The organism is Pleurocapsa minor HA4230-MV1 (assembly GCA_019359095.1).
In the GTDB taxonomy this organism is placed as follows: Bacteria; Cyanobacteriota; Cyanobacteriia; order Cyanobacteriales; family Xenococcaceae; genus Waterburya; species Waterburya minor.
Genome location: JAHHHZ010000013.1, coordinates 318816 through 338744, shown reverse-complemented (window position 1 = coordinate 338744; position 19929 = coordinate 318816). Strand labels below are relative to the sequence as shown.

Here is a 19929-nt window from a genome sequence, read left to right as displayed (position 1 = left end):
CTTAATTTTATAATGAGCCAATCTGCAAGTTTAGAATCGGAACATCAATCTTTAGGAGACAGCCCAGCCTCAATTTTAAATACTTTACCAGACATATCTCTTCCTGCTAAGGTTTGTTCTCCCCGCACTCAACAGCAAATAGATTTACTGTTATTAGCATTAGAAGCTTTAGAACTAGGGGCATCAGAACATATGCTAGCTACAGCCAGACAGTTGGGCATCGATCGCGTTGTCAAGCATCGGGTTAATCTTTGGCGTTTACGCTGTAGTAATCCTTGGCGACGTTCTTACACTAGAGATTATTTGAGCCTAGATCAAGCAAAAGCCCTGGTAATTATTGCTGGCTTTAGAGCTAAAGATTTAATGGTTGTGATTCGACAGCTATTATTGGCAGAACAACAGATGCGAGAGAAAAATCTCCCCCTAGATAATCATTTTCGTCTCTCTGAATATTTAGAGCGATTCCGCGCTCATTTCCGTAGTCGGATGAACTCTCGTCGTGCTAAAGTGTCAGCCTATATTGACTCCGAAGAACAGCTGAACGAATTGGCTTTGTCCTTGTTGAACAAGCTATTGTTTTGTACTGGTACAAGGGGTATACAGCGTGTTTGGTATAGTTTGTTTGATGGGGAAGTGGCTTAATTATGAGTAGCAAAAGACAGTATAGTTTGCCTAGCTGCAATCTGATTTTGGAAGGGATGGAGGATGCTAATACAGAAAGTGCTGATATCTTGAGCGGACAACCGCCGATATCTATCTTGATCAATGCTGAGTGTCATTTACTCAAGTCGAATCAAAAGTTGAGTGGTGGTAGCGTTTTTTTAACTAATCTTGCTCGCGCCATCAGTAACTACGCTCAAGGATTCTTAAGTGGGTTATTTGCCTCTGACAAATCTAACCATAAATCTAACAATAGTAGCGCTGAATATCCTCAAGTATCTATTAGTCCAGTACCCGAATCACATTTACATCGCCTGACTTTACAGCCTCAGCCTGATAGCGGGGAAGCTAAAACCGAAATTGACATTACGACAGTAGAGCTTTTCGATTTAGTTGATGCGATCGATCAACTTTATGCGGATCGTTCTGTATTGCCTGATATGACCCTGGAATTACAGCCAGTTAGCAGACGCTATCGTAAACCAGAGCAGCCTCTAGTTGAAAGGGCAACTCCTGCTGTAGTTGGGATGACTAGCTTGGCATTGGCGGCAGTGGCTTTGTTTTTGATTCCTCCCCCAGTGATGCGAGAACCAAAACCAGAGTCAAAATCTACACCAACGCAAACTATACCTGTTCAGCCTCAATCTGCACCACCAGGTACTGTGCCAAATCCGTCTGGTAATAATTCGACGACAAAATAAACCAATTCGATTTTTGATTACAGTAATTTTGGCGATCGCGAAGGGTAGGCTCCGCCTAATCGCTTTATTTAAAAATTAGAACTGCGGGTTTTTCTTGGACTTGGGTTTCGAGGGGTCTGACTTTTTCCACAATCTTAATAAATTGCTCGTAGTCAGGAATTGGCGCATCGGGAAGATAGCCAGCATCCCCAATCGTGCTGGGAGCAGCTGCCTTCATCGCCTCGACAATTTGCTGTCGAGATTCTGCATCGATTGAAGATTGAAGTAACACGATGCTAGGAGGAGCCGATCGGGTTGTGTGCAAAATACGCAATCCCTTTTGCTCAAATTCATGGTGATAAAGCTCAAAATCTGCTTCCGATAAAGCCCCCGCATCTACCTTTCCTTGAGAGAGCCATTGCAAAACAGTTTTCGGTGTCGGGGCGAACCGCACTTCCTTAAGAGTCAAACCATATAAGTCATATAAAGGCAAATAATATCCTGCCGCCGAACCAGGTTGTCCTAGTGCTACAATACTGTTACTTAGATCGTCAAGATTTTGCAACCGATTGTTGTTGACGACGATTACAGAGCGTACATTGCGTAAACCTGCCATTGAGAAGATCGGCAAGTAATTTTGCTGCTTGATGGCGATCGCTGCTAATCCAGGAGGTGCAAAAACTATTGACCAAACTCCTCGTTTAACTTCTTCAACGGCTGTCAGTTCATTAAATGCTGGCTCTAACTCCACAATTGATTTAGTTTGTGCTGCTAAATAATTTTGAAAATTTTCATATTTATCGATCGAACTCGCACCTGCATCGTAACTGACAACACCAATCACCAATTTTTCTCCAGAAGGCGATCTGGAAGCACAACCGATAGCTAAGACTATTCCCAGTAAAATTGACAAGAATACTATTAATAAACGACGATAAAAATACATGAAATTTATTAAAGTTAAAGATTAAAGCTGAAGGAAGTATATCTACAATGGGAAGTATGTTAACATCATTTTCCCATCTATTTAATTATTGATTTGTTAGGCAATACTTAAATAAATAATTAGGAGCAAAAAGTAACTAATTTAGATTCAGGAGTATCAAAAATATTATGTCTAATGCGATTGAAGGGAAAGCCGAAATCCCTACTGGTACATTGATTGATAATCGCTACTTAATTCAAAAAGTTCTGGGTCAGGGTGGATTAGGACGCACTTATTTAGCTTTTGATACTCATCGGTTTCAAGATCCCTGCGTGCTTAAAGAGTTTGCTCCACTGGGTTCGGGACAATACGATCTAGAGAAGTCTCGAGAACTATTTAAAAGAGAAGCTCAAATACTGCATCAAATTTCTCATCCCCAAATTCCTAAATTTCTTGCCTGTTTTGAGGGAAAAAGCCGTCTATTTTTAGTGCAAGAATATGTCAAAGGAAAAACTTATTCTGCAATCTTACAAGAACGTCAAAAAAACAATCAAGTTTTTCAGGAATCGGAAGTAATTAGATGGTTGATGAATATATTGCCAATCCTTGACTACATCCACAAATTAGGTATTATTCATCGAGATATTTCTCCAGATAACATTATGATTATGCAGCCAGAAGGCAAAACATTACCAGTGTTGATTGATTTTGGTGTGGGCAAGCTGACTAATATTGTTCGTGAACAAAAACAACTCAACTCCGATAATTATTCCTATGTAGGAAAAATGTCTTTTGTTGGCAAAATTGGTTATGCTCCCCGAGAACAAATCGGCATGGGTATTTGCTCTCCTAGTAGTGATATTTACGCTTTAGGAGTGACAGCTTTAGTATTACTAACTGGAAAAAATCCTACATCCTTAGTAAATAGTTATTCTCTGGAATGGGAATGGCACAATTATGTGCGAGTCAGCCAAGAATTTACCGAAATTCTGGATAAAATGACTAAAGAAAGACCCCAGGAACGTTATAATGCAGCGAATGCAGTTTTACTTGATATTCAGCAAAAAATAATTGATTGCCATACTTCTATTGTCGTACCTACTCGAAATAATGAATTTCAATCATCTAAACTAGACTCAATTTTTCCTTGTTCTCCACCCGATTCTGCTACTTTAATTAATCAAGAAAATACCTTTAATGAAAATGCTGTTGTCGATTGTACTCAACCTCTAACATCTAAATCTTTGACTGATTTAAGACCAGCCAACACGAATAATGTGCTTAATTTATCTAAAAAACAGCCAACTATTGAACCTAAATTTGTTCAACGCTGTCAGAAAGAATTGGCTTATTTTATTGGCCCGATGGCGAGTTTAATTATTGATGAAGTTTTAATGCAATCTGCATCTAAATCTCCAGAAGCTTTTGTCAATGATTTAGCTGAGCAAATTCCCGATTCTCAGCAAGCTATCAAATTTAAACGGTTGTTATTAGAGACTTAATCTTTAGATTTAGCAGATTGAACTGAAGTTAATTCTTTAATCTCGATTAACACTTTTAATTTGACTAATTCGATTCATTGCTAAAGTTAAACTTAATTTCATTCGTTTAAAAGCTGCTGCTAAGTTGCCAATTTCATCTTCAGAGACTTGTCCAAATTCTGCATTCATATCACCTGTACTGACTTCTTCGGCTACCTTGGCAATTTTTTTCAAGGGGCGAATTACATGACGATTTAATAGATCATTTACTAGTAAAATAACCACAATAAAGATCGAAGAAACAACAGTCATGATCAGTAAAAAAGTCTCTTTTGCTTCATTAAAAACTTTTTGAGCTGGAACTGAAATGGTTTGAGCGCCGACAATTTCGTTTAATTTCCAACCATAGCCATTGACTGTACCATAGCGTTCGATCAAGCTTTGGGGGGCAACATCTGGAGTACTATGACATTGCAAACAACTTATTTTAGATACTTTAATTGGTCGAGCAATATAGAAAATATCACCACCAGGAATAGAACGAAAACCGCTGGTTTCTGGCAAATCAGTATTAGCAATAAATTTTTCGACTAATGTTGTCTCGAATTGATCGGCGCGATCGCGTAAATTGGTAGGATTAATCGTAGCTTCTTTATAGAAAAAGTCGCGATATTCAGGATTATTTTGCCGTAGATGTTCAAAAACCTCCCTAGCTGAATAAGCTGGAATAGTTTCGGGTAAAAACTCAACATCTATGCGATCGGCCAATTCAGGTTGAACTTGGTTACTAGTATAGTCCCGCACCGAGTTCATAGTCTCCATTAAAATTAAAGCTTGTTCACTAATTTCATGTTCTGTTTTGTGTTTCAGAACTGCTGTTAAAATGCTGCCGATACAGGTTAATCCTATCAAGAGAACTAACAAGAGTAAAATAGTGAATTTTTTTCTTAATTTCCAACTATTAAATTTAAACATTTTTAAATATTTTAAACATTTTATCTTGATATTTATAAAAGTTATTAATAGCTAGATTGCTCATGAGGTTAAGACATAAAACTAAAAAAAACATCTTAACAATAACCTTTTAGGGAAATTAATAGACTGTTATTGATTTTGAGATTAATTATAATTTGAATCTATACATTTAAACTATTAACATTTTATTAATAGTAACGTGAACATTTATTTCGTAAACTTTGTTGATTGGACTACTTTATTGCTGTCCACAAAATATCAACAGCCAGCTTATGAGTAATCTAATTACAACTTGGGTTGGCTAAAATCTATATACTGAAGATTAAGTTTACAAATCTCAATATTAAATAAATACCGCCAAGATGCCTCAAACTGCTTTAAATTTGATTGCGATCGCAATTTTTACGATGACTCTTTCTTCTTTATTAGGGCCAATATTTAACATTTCCCCCTTTGTTCCTGCTGCGGCTACCTTTGGAATATTGAGTTTAGCCACAGTTGATACTCTGAGTTGGAATAGTCGCGGAGTTTCTTTACTGTTAGATTTATTTGCTTCTGTCGAACAACGCCAACGCATTATTAACCACGAAGCGGGACATTTTTTGACCGCTTATTTTTTAGGGATTCCCATTACAGGCTATACCTTAACGGCTTGGGAAGTTCTCAAACAAGGAAAGTTAGGTCGAGGTGGAGTTGGCTTTGATACCGAGTCTTTAACAGCCAAACCGTTTGAACTAGAAAAAATGCGCCTTAGTTTAGAACGTTTCTGCACTGTTTGGATGGCGGGAATTGCTGCGGAAAAAATGGTTTATGGTAATGCTCAAGGAGGTGCAGAAGATAGACAGCAACTTAAACAAGCTTTAATGATGGCGGGTTTGCCAGAGGTAGGATATCCCCAAAAAGAACGTTGGGCGCAACTACAGGCGACAAATCTTTTGACTCGACACCAAAAATCTTATGAAGCTTTAGTAGCAGCAATGACAGCAAGAGCCTCTGTTGAGGAATGTTACGCCATTATTCAACAACATTGCGATGCAGATAGCGAACAACTAGCAATGAGTAATGAACAATGAGCAGTAATCAATAATCAGTAATCAAAATTAGGTTGTTGAAATTTATAAACATCTTGAATTACCTGAACCCAGCCAGTCGCCAAAGATTCTAAAATGCGATCGCCTTTTTCTGTCGTGGCAACGGTGGCATCTCCCATAACTCCACTCTTAGTTAGTTCTTTGGTTAACCAAGCAAAAGGTAGTTGACCTTCCATGTCGAGTAAACTGTCTTTTGGTAAGCCTTGGGGGTATTCTTTGACTGCCTTGTCCATTTGAACCTGTTGTGGCAAGAGAGACAGCATAATACTGGTTTCGGCATCTCCCGCATGAATCCCATATTTCCGTTCTTGCGGTGTTAACATCTCCCCCACAACATGAGGCACACGCCAGGTAAACAAGGGAAATACCGAAAAGTCTGGATGTTCTTGATGGAGATCCCTAGCTGCAATTTCCATGATTTGAGGCTGTCCCCCATGGGAGTTCATCAGTATCAGCTTGCGAAAGCCTGAGCGATAGATACTCAAAGCCATTTCGGTAATTACAGCTAACAGAGTCTGGGCGCTAAGAGTGATTGTGCCAGGAAAACCAATGTGTTCATTAGATTTTCCGTAGTAGAGACAAGGCAAAGCATAAGCTGGAAGATCGCGATCCAACTTTGACAAAGCTTTACCTAATACCCCTAAACTAATCGCCGAATCTACCGCAATGGGTAAATGAGGCCCATGCTGTTCGATCGCCCCAACGGGTTGAATAATTACCACATTTTCTTTATTGGGCATCTGCTCAATTTGTGACCAGGTGAGATAAGGAAAATAGCGCTGAGGAGGAATAAAGCCGTGCATCATAGAACTATCTATTTGTCATAGTGAAATTACAAAAGGTCGATCTCAACCGTTATAATTATTTGCAATAACCTACAAATAACTTTGTATATTTCCTCAGTAAAATTTTTATGCTTAAAAACATATTACGTCTTTTAGCTGCATCTGCTAGCTTCGTGGCTTTATTGTTTGTGACCAATCAGGCGATCGCCGCTAATCTAACGATCAAAGATCAGTTACAATCCCCTGCTGTTAGCTTAAATGTTGTTAGCTCTTCCCTACAATTAGTTAATGACAATACTTTGCTAAATCATTTTGGTTGTTCTTGTACTGCATGTATTCAAAGCCTACAAAATACCAATCAGATTTAATCATTGTTAAAACAAGCCTAATATTTTTAATATTTTAATTAGCCAAGCTGAACTGGAAAGATTTCCCCGCAAGTTCAGCTTTTTTGTGTTCAATCATCTAGTTAAATATACTTAAATCGCTCCACATCACAGCTACATATTTGCTCATTTAGCTTGTTTAACTCTTTAAAAAATACCGATAAATACTTAGATATAATTACGGAGTAATCTTACAATAATACAAATATCTTTTTTTAGTTAAGGCTAGAGAGGGGTAGCTATTTGACCATGAAAAATCCGCCCAATAATCAAAGTGTTTTATTCATACTGTTAAAAAATAGTATCCTACAGTTTGTAGCTGGTGTTTTGTCTCTTTGTATTATGCTAAAAATAGCCAACAGCATCGACTACAAAGTCATTCAAGTAATACTTAAATCTTTGGGATATGGTTTTTTTTGCTATTTAACTACTCCTTTTATGATTTATTGGTTAGCTTATGCCAGTGCTGGAATATTGACGCTGAAAAAGCTGGGACTGACGATCGCCCTCACCGCTTTATATAGTTTGATTATTTGGGATGCTTATTTCTTTTTTCGAGAAGCGATCGCCACATTATTTTGGCAAACTACTTAAATTGGCTTAGATTTTGACTAGATCAATTCCGTCGTAAATAGCCGTGATAGAATGATCCACATCTAATACCGTAGCTTAAGCTGTAAATTTGGTGGAACATGGCAGAGGAAACAAATAATCAAGAAGTAAAACCAACGGCAGAAGAGAAAGCAGAGGCTAAACCTGCTGCCAAAGCAAAGAAAGAAAAAGCGCCCAAACTCGAAGACAAGCCTTTCAACGAATTTATTTCAGAGCATTATTTGCCCACCCTCAAAGAAGCGATGGCGCAATTAGGAATTGAAGATGCAGATTTAACTTTCGTACAGCAAGGAGTTCCCATTCAAGGGGCAAACTCAAATGAACCCTGTTGGCAGGTAGTAGGTAAGTGGCAAAATGGCGATCGCCAATTTAATATTTACTTTCCCGATGAAGATATTTCGGGGCAGAAAGCCTTTTCTAGTTCGACTTATGGCAATGCTCCTAGTACGATTGAATCTTTTATGATTGACGAAAAAAGGGTTAATTTAGACCTGTTGGTGATGTATACAATTCAACGTTTAAATGCTCAAAAATGGCTGGCGAGAAATTAGTTGGTGTCAGGGTGGTTGTAACTAAACAGTAGAGGCAATTATTGAATAATCGTCTCTATTTTTATGGTCTTAATTGAGCGCTAAATTAAGCGTTAAAATTCAACTATGCCAAACTAAAAGTCGGTTGATTTGGTTTACTCATTGCAGCAATTTATGTTGTAATTGGCATAAATATAGAATTAGCGTTAGTTGAGATGCTGGTATACATTTTGCTGTTTAATGCGGGAACTGACAATGAAGGAATTCATACAATTCAAATGGGCGATCGCAACACCATTTTGATGTTTAAGGACGAAGATGATGCCCTGCGTTACTCATTGTTATTAGAAGCGCAAGACTTTCTAGAACCAAAAGTAGAAGCAATTGATTCTGAGGAAGTAGAGCAGTTTTGTCGTCAGGCAGACTATGACTCTAAATTAGTGGAGCCTGGACAATTAGAAATTCCGCCTGAAAAAAATGTTGAAGAACTTAGTTGGGAACAACAGAAAGCAAAAGATTCCTCTCCAGAAGTGGACTCGGTGGATTCAATGGCTAATGACGAGCTAGAGCGAATTCGTCGCCAACTAGAAGGATTGCTTTAATTAAAAGTCAGTTAAAGGCGGACAGCTGTTCGCCCATACTAAAAAAATATGGATAATTTGCAGTCGCGGGGACATTTGTTAACGGAACAGATTAATCCTCAAAGTCAGAATTTAGATCGTTTATCTAGTCTAGAAATTGTTGATTTATTTAATCGAGAAGATGCAAAAACGCTAGAGGCGATCGCTAATGCCCGTATTGATTTAGCTAAAACCATTGATGCGACAGCAGCAGCGTTACAACAGGGAGGTAGATTGTTTTATGTTGGTGCAGGAACAAGTGGCAGGTTAGGAGTCTTAGATGCTGCTGAGTGTCCCCCAACTTTTTGTACTCCCCCCGAATTAGTCCAGGGAATTCTAGCAGGTGGTGCTGCTGCTCTAATCAGAAGTTCTGAAGCATTAGAAGATCGCCCCGAAGATGGCGCGCAGGCAATGCGCGATCGCCACATTACTAGCTTGGATGTGGTAGTCGGCATTACCGCAGGTGGCACAACGCCTTTTGTTCATGGTGCGTTACAAGAAGCTAAACTTCGGGGGGCAACAACTGTCGGCATGAGTTGTGTTAGTGCTGAACAAGTGCCGATGGAGGCTGATATTGATATTCGTCTATTGGTTGGTGCAGAAATTCTAGCAGGCTCGACTAGGCTGAAAGCGGGTACTGTGACCAAGATGGCGCTCAACATCATTTCTACGGGGGCTATGGTGCGCTATGGCAAGGTTTATGGCAATCGGATGGTGGATGTAGCTGTCACTAATGATAAGCTTTACGATCGCGCTTTACGGATTGTTAGTGACCTAACCGATCTCGATCGCCCTGGCGCAGAAGAATTATTAATTAAGAGTCACAAGCAAGTCAAGCTAGCTTTACTGATGCATTGGACTGGTTTAGATGCCGAGACAGGAACAGCTCTATTGAGTAAAGAACAAGGTAATTTGCGATCGCTAGTTGAGCGTTATGAATCGAATACCTAAATTTTGGTAAAAATAGTTATTAAAGTTAATGTAGTAATAAAAATGCGATCGCCTAATCAAAATTTTACTAAACTGAGAAGTTAAGCAATCAGCGCTGCCACGCAGAAGACGATCGCAAGTAATTAATTTATTTAGCAAGATAAACTAATTGGACTAGGCTTGAAGCTCAAAATCATTAGCACTCAAAGAAGAAATACCACTTAGAGTAGCAAATTGAGCGCCAGAACCCAAACCAGAGGTCACTCCGTTTTGGTTATAGAACAAGTTATCGCTCTCACTGCTGTAGACAATTAAGGCGTTCGCAGTTGCTGTTGCTGCATCGCTACCGACAACAGCAAACTCACTGGCGAGACTGAATCCGCCACCCACAACACTACCTAAGGCAGTAAAAGTGGTTTTATCCAGGACAATCTTGTCAGTGCCACTGGTAAAGTCAGTTAACAAATCTATACCGACTGAACTAGGAGTAAAGGCTGCATTAGTATCATAGACAAAGCGATCGCTACCTGTGCCACCATTGAAGGAGTCATTACCTTCATTGCCAATTAGGGTATCTACTCCATCAAGACCACTAAAGTAGTCATCTCCTTGACTACCAATTAATAAATCGTTGCCAGTTTTACCATAAAGTTTGTCATTGCCAGCTCCACCATTAACAGTATCATTGCCTTCTGCTCCAGTTATACTGTTGCTAGCGATATTACCTGTTAAAAGGTTATTAAGCGCATTACCACTTCCGCCGATAGCACTCGTCCCTGTCAGGGTGAAATTTTCCAGGTTAGCTCCCAGAGTATAAGTGAGGTTCGATTGTACGGTGTCAATTTCGGTGGTGACGGTTGAGGTTTCGCTCACCACGTCCCCTGCATTATCAACTACATAAATATCATCCCCTGTCCCTCCACTCATGCTATCGCTACCAGAGCCACCATCGAGGGTATCTACTCCATCTGCTCCAGTTAAACTGTTATTAGCAGTATTACCAGTAATAAAATTGTTAAGAGTGTTACCAGTTCCGTCAATCGCACTTGTCCCAGTTAGAGTGAGATTTTCCAGGTTAGCTCCCAAAGTATAAGTAAGGTTCGATTGTACGGTGTCAATTTCGGTGGTGACGGTTGAGGTTTCGCTCACCACGTCCCCTGCATTATCAACTACATAAATATCATCCCCTGTCCCAGCATTCATACTATCGCTGCCAGAGCCACCATCGAGGGTATCTAATCCATCAAGACCACTAAGGTAGTCATCTCCATCTCCACCATTGAATAAATCGTTGCCAATTTTGCCATAAAGCTTGTCATTGCCAGCTCCGCCGTTAAGAGTATCATCGCCCTCTGCTCCATTTAAGCTGTTATTAGCGGTATTGCCAGTAATGGAATTGTTGAGAGTGTTGCCTGTCCCGTTAATCGCACTCGTCCCTGTCAGAGTGAGATTTTCCAGGTTAGCTCCCAGAGCATAAGTGAGGTTCGATTGTACCGTGTCAATTTCTGTAGCAAAGGTTGAAGTTTCACTTACCACGTCCCCTACATTATCAACTACATAAATATCATCCCCTGTCCCAGCATTCATACTATCGCTGCCAGAGCCACCATCGAGGGTATCTAATCCATCAAGACCACTAAGGTAGTCATCTCCATCTCCACCATTGAATAAATCGTTGCCAATTTTGCCATAAAGCTTGTCATTGCCAGCTCCGCCGTTAAGAGTATCATCGCCCTCTGCTCCATTTAAGCTGTTATTAGCGGTATTGCCAGTAATGGAATTGTTGAGAGTGTTGCCTGTCCCGTTAATCGCACTCGTCCCTGTCAGAGTGAGATTTTCCAGGTTAGCTCCCAGAGCATAAGTGAGGTTCGATTGTACCGTGTCAATTTCTGTAGCAAAGGTTGAAGTTTCACTTACCACGTCCCCTGCATTATCAACTACATAAGTATCATTCCCTGCTCCACCAGTCATGGTATCTAATCCAGCACCGCCATTGAGGGTATCTAATCCATCTGCTCCAGATATACTGTTGCTAGCGACATTACCAGTAATGGAATTGTTGAGAGCGTTACCTATTGCGCTAATTGCACTTGTCCCAGTTAGAGTGAGATTTTCCACGTTAGCTCCCAGAGTATAAGTGAGGTTCGACTGTACGGTGTCAATTTCTGTGGCAAGGGTTGAGGTTTCGCTCACCACGTCCCCTACATTATCAACTACATAAGTATCATCTCCTGCTCCGCCATTCATGCTATCGCTGCCAGCGCCACCATCGAGGGTATCTACTCCATCAAGACCACTAAGGTAGTCATCTCCATCTTCACCATTGAATAAATCGTTGCCAATTTTGCCATAAAGCTTGTCATTGCCAGCTCCGCCGTTAAGAGTATCATTGCCCTCTGCTCCAGATATACTGTTGCTAGCGACATTACCAGTAATGGAATTGTTGAGAGCGTTACCTATTGCGCTAATCCCACTCGTCCCAGTTAGGGAGAGATTTTCAACATTAGCTCCCAGAGTATGAGTGATTGATGATTGTACGGTGTCAATGTCAATTTCTGTGGCAGCGGTTGAGGTTTCGTTCACCACGTCCCCTGCATTATCAACTACATAAGTATCATTACCCGCTCCCCCAGTCATAATATCTAATCCAGCAGCACCATCAATTTGGTTGTTAGCGGCATTACCAGTAATGGAATTGTTGAGAGTGTTGCCTATTGCGCTAATCCCACTCGTCCCTGTCAGGGAGAGATTTTCAACATTAGCTCCCAGAGTATGAGTGATTGATGATTGTACGGTGTCAATTTCTGTGGCAGCGGTTGAGGTTTCGTTCACCACGTCCCCTGCATTATCAACTACATAAGTATCATTCCCTGCTCCACCAGTCATGGTATCTAATCCAGCAGCACCATTGAGGGTATCATTGCCCTCTGCTCCAATTAAGCTGTTATTAGCAGTATTGCCAGTAATGGAATTGTTGAGAGCGTTACCTGTTCCGTTAATCGCACTCGTCCCAGTTAGGGTGAGATTTTCTAGGTTAGTTCCCAAAGTATAAGTAATTGATGATTGTACGGTGTCAATTTCTGTGGCAAGGGTTGAGGTTTCGTTCACCACGTCCCCTGCGCTATCAACTACATAAGTATCATTATCTGCTCCACCATTCATGCTATCGCTGCCAGAGCCACCAACCAAGGTATCAATGCCACTACCACCGATGAGAGTATCGTTACCCCCTTCTCCTGCAAGATAGTCATTATTTCCTTGACCATCAATTAAATCGTCTCCTGCACCACCAGTTAGGGTATTTGCTTCGGCATCGCCAATTAAGTTTAAGTCTTGCGCTCGATTTTCAATATTGGCAACTAGGGTGTATTCTGGCTGATTATCAGCAAAAGTAGCTCCTGTAATTGATGATAAATTTAAGGCAAAGGTTTCGGTTGATTCATCATATTGGTTGTCGCCAATAACTGCTACGTCAACAGTGGCACTAGTTTGTCCCGCAGCAATGGTTATTTGTCCTGATTTGGCGATATAGTCTAAACCTGCTACGGCATCTCCATCGACAGTTTGGTAGTTGAATTGGACATTCACTGGTGCTGGAGTAGACAAGTTCAAGGTAAATTGAGCCGTGGCATTACCAGATTTGGGTTCGCTGACACTAACATCATTGCCTGCGAGAGTCGGGGTAACTTGTAGGGTTTTCGCACTGAGTCGGACATCAGAAAATTGAATAAACTCAACTTCGGTTAGAGTATCGGTGTTGTTATAACTGACTGTATTGGCTGCTCGGCGTAGAAATATATTGTTACCTTGATTAGCAACATTGCCATAGAGTACGGTATCAATTCCCTTACCACCATTAATTTTATTCGTCCCTGTACCTGTAATGATGGTGTCATTGCCTCCATGACCCATGATGGTATCATTTCCGTCCCCTCCATCAAGCTGGTTATCTCGTTGGTTGCCGACGATGTAATCTCCACCAGCACCACCATTTGCCCCGCGATCGCTATAGCCTATAGTGATATCATCATTAGTATCACCACCATTGCGTATCCTTTCAAAGGGGTCTTCATCTCCAGAAGTATTGCCTGATTCGTCTATGGAGTTGCCACTGGCATCGGTGAGTTTACCATCTCCTGCGGTGACGGTATAGTCTACAGAGGTAGTAGCAGTAGTATCATTAAAGACTACTTCGGCGGTAATTACATTCTCAGCATCGATGCTGACATCTAGGTTTTCTATTGAACCTTCATTTTCTAATGAACCTTTATAAGTCAAGCCTAGAGGACTATCGGTTAATTCACTAGCTTGGATGGTATCGACTACTACATCATTGACCAGGATATCAACATGGTTTACTTTACCTGCTAATCCTGATTTTTGGAGTTCAGTTGATAAGTCATTAACATTGTTAACCAGCACACCATTATTAGAATCTACAAAGTTAATTTGGCTGGAAGTTACTCCGCCAGGATCGAGGGGGTCATAGATGCCAAAAGCTTGCACATTAGAAAATCTTCTTAGTCTTTGAGCATCATCATGATAGAAGTTAGTACTAATATCAGATCTGCCATCGGAAACAAAATAGGAAATGTTGGTAGTGTTTAAGGCGTTTAGGGGTGATTGTGATAAGAAGTTAAATCCTTCATAGAGAGCATTGTCATATTCTGTACCTTCTATTGCTGGGGATGAGGTTAAACCTTGAATAGTGGATATTGCTTGATTCGCAGTTAGGTTTTTGTATAAAGTAGCGTTGCGACTAAACTTAACTACACCAAAGTTGATATTTTCTGCCAGTCCGTTATCGATAAAGTAGTTGGTTAGGTCGGTGTAAGCATTTTTGGCTGCTTGTAATTCCCCAGAATCCATACTGGCGGAGGTATCGAGAATGTAGGAAATATTGTATTGGGTATCTGGTTTGTAGGGGGAGATATTGAGGGTATAGTCTACATTCCCGTCCAGCATTGCCACGGGTGCTGATAGGGATACATGAGGTGGGGTGGGGAGGTCGTTTATGTTGGGATTGGGAGTAGTGTCGGTTGCTTGTTTAGTTTCTGTTTCGATTTCACCGTCTTCTAGGGGTAGAGGGATTAGGCGCGGTGCGCTAGGTGTTGCTGAGGCGAGTCTCGCGTTTCCTATGGGTACTCGTATGTCGGTGAATTCTCCCCACTCGATATTTTTGAGAGTATCAACGCCGTCAATTCCAAGTTCAAGAAGACCTATAGTATGCCCAATTTTTGTAGTTGCACCCTCAGTAAGAAAAGTATAATTTTGATCACCATTTTCGTCAGCATAAGCATCAGTGAATACTGCTACATCTTCTCCAGCACCGCCATCAAGCTTATCAATTCCTGGGCCTCCTTCAAGCGTATCATTACCACCAAAAAGACTCGTTAAAGGAGCATCGCCCGTAATCACATCATTTTCTTCGTTACCAATTAAAATGTCGTCATTGTAACCACCAGAGAGATAATCTATATCTTTCCCTCCAATGAAAACCAAACCATTTTTTTTATAATCTGATTGATATGGATACGTTACGCCATTTATATCAATTGGTGCCAAAATATCTTGACCATCTGTTCCATAGACGACTGGTTTTCCCTTGTAGAGAAATTTAGTAACTCCTGAATCGAATATTTTTTTCGCTTCCTCTAGCATTGCGCTATTAAGTTTGAAAGGATCAAATCCTTCTCCCGAGTTTAAGGGATCAAGACCTTTAAGTTGGAATTCTTTAACAACGTCACTTTGAAAATTTGACTCGTTATAAACGCGGGAAGGAAGATCCGCTCTGTTGTCAAACTCGAAGTATACTGTACGGCCAATTTTCGACGGATCGACACGAGATTCTAATATTAGACCACTCAATGCTCCTACTACAGGATTAGCGGTATCAAAGTCAAAATTTTCTTTGGAGTTAAGATCTAGTCTTTTATTAGGTTCAATACGAAATTTCTGAATTTCTTTAGTTCCATCGTTATTGACGACAAATAAAACATCTTCTGGCAGAGAAAACTGTATAAATATAGGGCAGTAATTAATTCAGATTCTGAATTACTGTTAGGATCTAGTGGGAAATTATAGGTAACTTTATTCATTATTAATACTCCAAAATACTTGAGTTTAAATAAATAGCAATTAATAGTTTTAGCTATTTATGATTGACAATTATTAATTAGTCGCCTGACTTCAGGAACTTTTGCATCATTAGTAAACAATCGACTACCATCCATTGCTTCAAAGCTCATTTTAGTGAAGTTACTTTTCTCTAAAGCTTTGATAATCCCAGTGGTTTCTATTTTGGAAAGGGGATTACTAACTACAGTATCGAAATAATCTCCATAGAAAACTTCGATATTTTTAATTAAAACTGGATTGTAGTCAACACTACCATCTCTAATCCAAAGTCGAGGTCGATCATCGATAACAGGGCCTTGACCAATTGGTATATGAATTTTCTCAACTAACAAAACTTCACTTTTATTAGTACAAACAAGCTCTATTGCATTGCGACGAAATGCCCTTGAAATTCCGTCTTGAAGCTCTTGATGATATGCTCTTATCAACCCACTAGACAAAGTTCTTGGTCTTCTACCTAATACAATCTTGTCAACGACTTTTACTCCATCAGGCAACATTGAGTAATCATTCAAGGCTTTATTAGTCCTTTTTTCAACTAAAAGAATAATTAGCAAGAGAAGCAAAATAGGAATTGAGACATATAAAAGTATTTTTTTAAGATTATTCATTTGATTTTAATGATTACTAACAACTATTCATCAGAATATCAAAATCAAATTTCTTTGAGTGTGAATTTTTCATAGTCAATCTTTCAGCAGGTATATATAAAATACTACTGGCTAAATAAAATTACAATTACTAGCTAATAAAACTAGTCATATTAAGCAAGCTAAAACTGACAAAAACTTTTGTCAAACAATCAACTTACAAATCAATTAACATACTTATCCAACTTCTAATCACAATTAGATGGTGATTCAAATCACAGACAAAAATGTATTAATTAATACTCTGTATCATTGATAACATTAGAGAGGGGGTGAACGTCAATAGTAATTGTGAATTTTAAGTAAAGTAAATAATTCTGGTATTTATTAACTTCATTAGCTAATTATTTAATGTTTAATTAATTCGTAATTTTTACTTAGATATTTATGCGGAGAAAATATATTCAAAAGTATTAAAGTTTAATAATTACTGAGAATTACTTAATTGAAATTACTAAGCAAAATAAGTAAACTAAAATATTCTAATTAAACTAAATTTATGCTCGTTATTTTTTCGATTATGTGCGTTACATTGCATTAACGTAACCTACCAAGAAAGAGCGAGCGCACTATTCAATAACTTCAAGATATTGATTAAGCTCATCTTTGCTTAATTGCCCTATATTTTCTGATACATCATCCAAAGATTTTTGCTCTAACCATTGATGACGTTCTTCGGTATAGTCACCCTTTCCAGGACTAAAGTATTGTATAAATCGAATTGCATCTACAACTCTTAAAGAATCGACTAATGCCTTATAGCCTTGTTTGATAATCTCATTCTGGGTTTTCATTTGTTGTCCTCCATTAGCATTATTTGGGCTAAATTCATTCAAAAGAGCGATTACAAAACACCCATTTATAATTAATGCTATTGCAATTTTACCCGACCATCTTCTTCGTCTTTGGTTTTTAATTCTTTAATTGGTATGGAATGATTTGTTGGGTTTCGCTTCGCTCTAGCCAACCTACAAGATCTAAAAGAAAAAGGCGATCGCCCGTTAAATCAAGGACACAGTAATTTGCGATCGCTAGTTGAGCGCCATGGATCGAATACCTAAATATCCGTGAATGCACCTATGATCATAAAATGTGATCATAAAATAAGGTAAACCATTGATGATTACCTAATCAGCATCAGCTTAAATTCTGCTGCTAACGGTTAATCGTGGTTTAATTTAGCAAAATATTAAAACAACGCATGTTAGACGGATCAGAATCTCTCGCTACCTTTATCCTTTTTGCTGCTGTTACAGTGATCCTGGTATGGGGCTATAACAGGGCTAAAACTTACGGCAGACTGGGAATTCTTGCTTGGCTGCAATCCATTGTCCTGATGAGTCCTTGGCTATTGTTCTTTGGCTTGTTTGCTTTGGGTATATATCTTAATTTAGTCAGTATTTTATTTTTGTTAATAGCTTCGATCGCAATTTATATCTGGCTAGGTAAACAGCTTCGGGAGGCAGGACAAGAAACCCTGTTGCAACAAAAAGCAGCAGAGAGAATTAAACGAGAGGCAATAGAATCAACAGCATCAGTTGAGGGTCAAACAGACACAGAAACACCAACAACCGAGATTTCGCCAATTCCCGATGAAGATTTGGTAACAATTAAAGGAATTTTTGGGATCGATACTTTTTTTGCGACTGAAACCATCCCCTATCAAGATGGTGCAATTTTTAAGGGCAACCTACGAGGTGAGCCAGATGTTGCTTATGCCAAGATGAGTAAGAAGCTGGAACAGGCTTTTGCAGATAAATACCGCTTATTTTTGGTAGAAAGCCCAGAGGAAAGACCTGTCGTGGTAATCTTACCCAAGACTAACGATCCTCAGACTACTACCCTGGCGCAGAAGAATTTAGCGCTTGTCTTATTGCTCGGTACAATCCTGACTAGTTTAGAGGCATCGAGCATCCTACAAGGTTTCGATCTGTTTGATAATTTTAGTCGCTACGCTGAAGCAATTCCCCTTAGCCTAGGATTATGGTCGGTCTTAATTGCTCATGAACTTGGTCATAAAGCGATCGCCAATCGCTACAATATTCGCCTAAGCATTCCCTTCTTCCTCCCTAACTGGCAGATCGGCTCTTTTGGCGCAATTACCCGCTTTGAATCTTTGTTACCCAATCGCACTGCCCTATTTGATATTGCTTTTGCTGGCCCTGCTGTAGGTGGAGTATTATCTTTGCTGCTGTTAATTTCTGGTTTGATTTTGTCTCATCCTGGCAGTACCTTTCAATTGCCTACAGAATTCTTTCGTGCTTCTATTTTGGTCGGCACTTTAGCGAAAGTAGTTTTAGGTTCAGCTTTAGAAGAGGCAGTCGTAGATATTAATCCTTTGGTCATCATTGGTTGGCTGGGTTTAGTAATTACTGCTTTGAATCTCTTACCAGCAGGCAAGTTAGATGGAGGAAGGATTGTTCATGCTATTTATGGACGCAAAACTGCTCGACGCAGCACACTAGCAACTTTAATTATCTTGGGGATTGTTTCTCTATTTAATCCCGCCAATCCGATCCCTTTATATTGGGCAGTATTAATCTTATTTTTACAACGAGATTTAGAGCGTCCAGTACAGAATGAATTAACTGAACCAGATGATAGTAGAGCAGCTTGGGGTTTGTTAGCCTTATTTTTAATGTTGGCAACTCTGATTCCTTTAAGCACTAGTCTTGCTGGTCGTATTGGCTTAGGCTCTTAGTAGTGTGATTTGTGCGCTCAGATTATCCAGGCTAAAAAAATAGCGGCGATCGCACCAATGATAGTATTGATTAAATTCACGAGATCGTTAGTCAACCAAGTGAAGCGAGATTCTAGGGTTGCACCGATCAGACTTTCAATCGTAGTGGCAATAAAGGCAGCAATTACACACCAGATAATCCCGATGGGACTAATTAGGCCAATTACCCAAGCAATTGCAGCGAGTGCCACGGAAGCCAGCGTTCCTGCCATCGTACCTTCTAAGCTTACTGCTCCTTCCGTCCCTCTGGGGACTGATTGTAAGTTAGTAATTAGATAGGTTGTCTTGCCATAGGCTTTACCCACTTCACTAGCGGTAGTATCAGAAAGCTTGGTGCAAAAACTGGCTACATAACCCAAGACAAATAACCCTTTAATTGATTCTGGACAAAATAAAGTGGCGATCGCACAAAGGGATGCAGCAAGTGCTGAACTCCAAACATTTCCTGCTCCTCTCATGCCCGAACGTTCTTCTGCTATACCTTCTTTTTCTTTCTGCTCAATGCCGACAAAGGTTAAAGTAGAACCGAGTAAAAAAAATAGCATCACGATTAAATAGCCACGCCAGCCTAAAGTTCCCCAAACTAATACTCCGAGGATTGCGCCATTGATATTTCCTATAGGAGTTAATAGCTTTTTCGGGCTAATAAAAGCAGTTAGCAGTAAAACAGTATTTATGGATAAAGCGATCGCCCAAGGATTAGACCAAGCCAGATTGTCAAACATT

The 19929-nt window shown here is 39.7% G+C and carries 17 protein-coding genes; 10 read left to right on the top strand and 7 right to left on the bottom strand.

Going from position 1 to position 19929, the window contains the following annotated elements; translation table 11 throughout:
• Window positions 1-12: 12 nt before the first annotated feature.
• Entirely contained in the window at window positions 13-642 is a 630-nt protein-coding gene (locus KME09_06415; protein ID MBW4533555.1) for a DUF3038 domain-containing protein, read from the top strand.
• Between the two features lie 2 nt (window positions 643-644).
• Complete coding sequence (locus tag KME09_06410) at window positions 645-1361, top strand: DUF4335 domain-containing protein (GenBank protein MBW4533554.1); 717 nt, start codon at window positions 645-647, stop codon at window positions 1359-1361.
• 64 nt (window positions 1362-1425) lie between these two features.
• Here KME09_06410 and KME09_06405 read toward each other — a convergent pair whose 3' ends face one another.
• The gene (locus KME09_06405) at window positions 1426-2286 is read right to left on the bottom strand and encodes a phosphate/phosphite/phosphonate ABC transporter substrate-binding protein (GenBank protein ID MBW4533553.1); all 861 of its coding nucleotides are present in this window, start codon (window positions 2284-2286) and stop codon (window positions 1426-1428) included.
• A gap of 167 nt (window positions 2287-2453) precedes the next feature.
• Between KME09_06405 and KME09_06400 the strand changes: the two genes are divergently transcribed.
• Window positions 2454-3767 carry a serine/threonine protein kinase gene (locus KME09_06400; protein MBW4533552.1) on the top strand — a complete coding sequence of 438 codons (1314 nt, stop codon included), beginning with the start codon at window positions 2454-2456 and terminating at the stop codon, window positions 3765-3767.
• Between the two features lie 36 nt (window positions 3768-3803).
• On the opposite strand, the gene KME09_06395 is transcribed toward KME09_06400, so the two are convergent.
• Complete coding sequence (locus KME09_06395) at window positions 3804-4721, bottom strand: DUF3365 domain-containing protein (GenBank protein MBW4533551.1); 918 nt, start codon at window positions 4719-4721, stop codon at window positions 3804-3806.
• A 362-nt stretch (window positions 4722-5083) separates the two neighbouring features.
• Here KME09_06395 and KME09_06390 point away from each other — a divergent pair, with 362 nt between their 5' ends.
• Window positions 5084-5794, top strand: coding sequence for an ATP-dependent Zn protease (locus KME09_06390; GenBank protein ID MBW4533550.1), 711 nt, complete (start codon window positions 5084-5086; stop codon window positions 5792-5794).
• 14 nt (window positions 5795-5808) lie between these two features.
• Here the strand turns inward: KME09_06390 and KME09_06385 are convergent, their stop codons facing one another.
• Window positions 5809-6618, bottom strand: a complete 810-nt coding sequence (locus tag KME09_06385; protein ID MBW4533549.1) for a creatininase family protein — start codon at window positions 6616-6618, stop codon at window positions 5809-5811.
• Window positions 6619-6725: 107 nt separating this feature from the next.
• Between KME09_06385 and KME09_06380 the strand changes: the two genes are divergently transcribed.
• The 5 genes from KME09_06380 to murQ all read left to right on the top strand — a co-directional run bounded on the left by KME09_06380 (window position 6726) and on the right by murQ (window position 9696).
• Window positions 6726-6965 carry a hypothetical protein gene (locus KME09_06380; protein ID MBW4533548.1) on the top strand — a complete coding sequence of 80 codons (240 nt, stop codon included), beginning with the start codon at window positions 6726-6728 and terminating at the stop codon, window positions 6963-6965.
• A 267-nt stretch (window positions 6966-7232) separates the two neighbouring features.
• Window positions 7233-7577, top strand: coding sequence for a hypothetical protein (locus tag KME09_06375; protein ID MBW4533547.1), 345 nt, complete (start codon window positions 7233-7235; stop codon window positions 7575-7577).
• Between the two features lie 98 nt (window positions 7578-7675).
• Window positions 7676-8146, top strand: a complete 471-nt coding sequence (locus tag KME09_06370; protein MBW4533546.1) for a DUF2996 domain-containing protein — start codon at window positions 7676-7678, stop codon at window positions 8144-8146.
• Window positions 8147-8340: 194 nt separating this feature from the next.
• Window positions 8341-8727: a DUF3110 domain-containing protein gene (locus KME09_06365; GenBank protein ID MBW4533545.1), complete on the top strand. Its 387-nt coding sequence runs from the start codon at window positions 8341-8343 to the stop codon at window positions 8725-8727.
• A 48-nt stretch (window positions 8728-8775) separates the two neighbouring features.
• Window positions 8776-9696: an N-acetylmuramic acid 6-phosphate etherase gene (murQ, locus tag KME09_06360; protein ID MBW4533544.1), complete on the top strand. Its 921-nt coding sequence runs from the start codon at window positions 8776-8778 to the stop codon at window positions 9694-9696.
• A gap of 153 nt (window positions 9697-9849) precedes the next feature.
• Here the strand turns inward: murQ and KME09_06355 are convergent, their stop codons facing one another.
• The 3 genes from KME09_06355 to KME09_06345 form a co-directional block, all read right to left on the bottom strand.
• Entirely contained in the window at window positions 9850-15543 is a 5694-nt protein-coding gene (locus KME09_06355) for a VWA domain-containing protein (protein ID MBW4533543.1), read from the bottom strand.
• Window positions 15544-15830: 287 nt separating this feature from the next.
• On the bottom strand, window positions 15831-16424 hold the full coding sequence (locus KME09_06350; GenBank protein ID MBW4533542.1) for a hypothetical protein: 594 nt from the start codon (window positions 16422-16424) through the stop codon (window positions 15831-15833).
• A gap of 608 nt (window positions 16425-17032) precedes the next feature.
• Window positions 17033-17257 (bottom strand): hypothetical protein, encoded by a 225-nt coding sequence (locus tag KME09_06345; protein ID MBW4533541.1) that lies wholly within the window; start codon window positions 17255-17257, stop codon window positions 17033-17035.
• Between the two features lie 407 nt (window positions 17258-17664).
• On the opposite strand from KME09_06345, the gene KME09_06340 reads away from it, so the two are divergent.
• Entirely contained in the window at window positions 17665-19164 is a 1500-nt protein-coding gene (locus KME09_06340; GenBank protein ID MBW4533540.1) for a site-2 protease family protein, read from the top strand.
• A 17-nt stretch (window positions 19165-19181) separates the two neighbouring features.
• Here KME09_06340 and KME09_06335 read toward each other — a convergent pair whose 3' ends face one another.
• Window positions 19182-19928: a TIGR00297 family protein gene (locus tag KME09_06335; protein ID MBW4533539.1), complete on the bottom strand. Its 747-nt coding sequence runs from the start codon at window positions 19926-19928 to the stop codon at window positions 19182-19184.
• Between the last annotated feature and the right edge of the window lies 1 nt (window position 19929).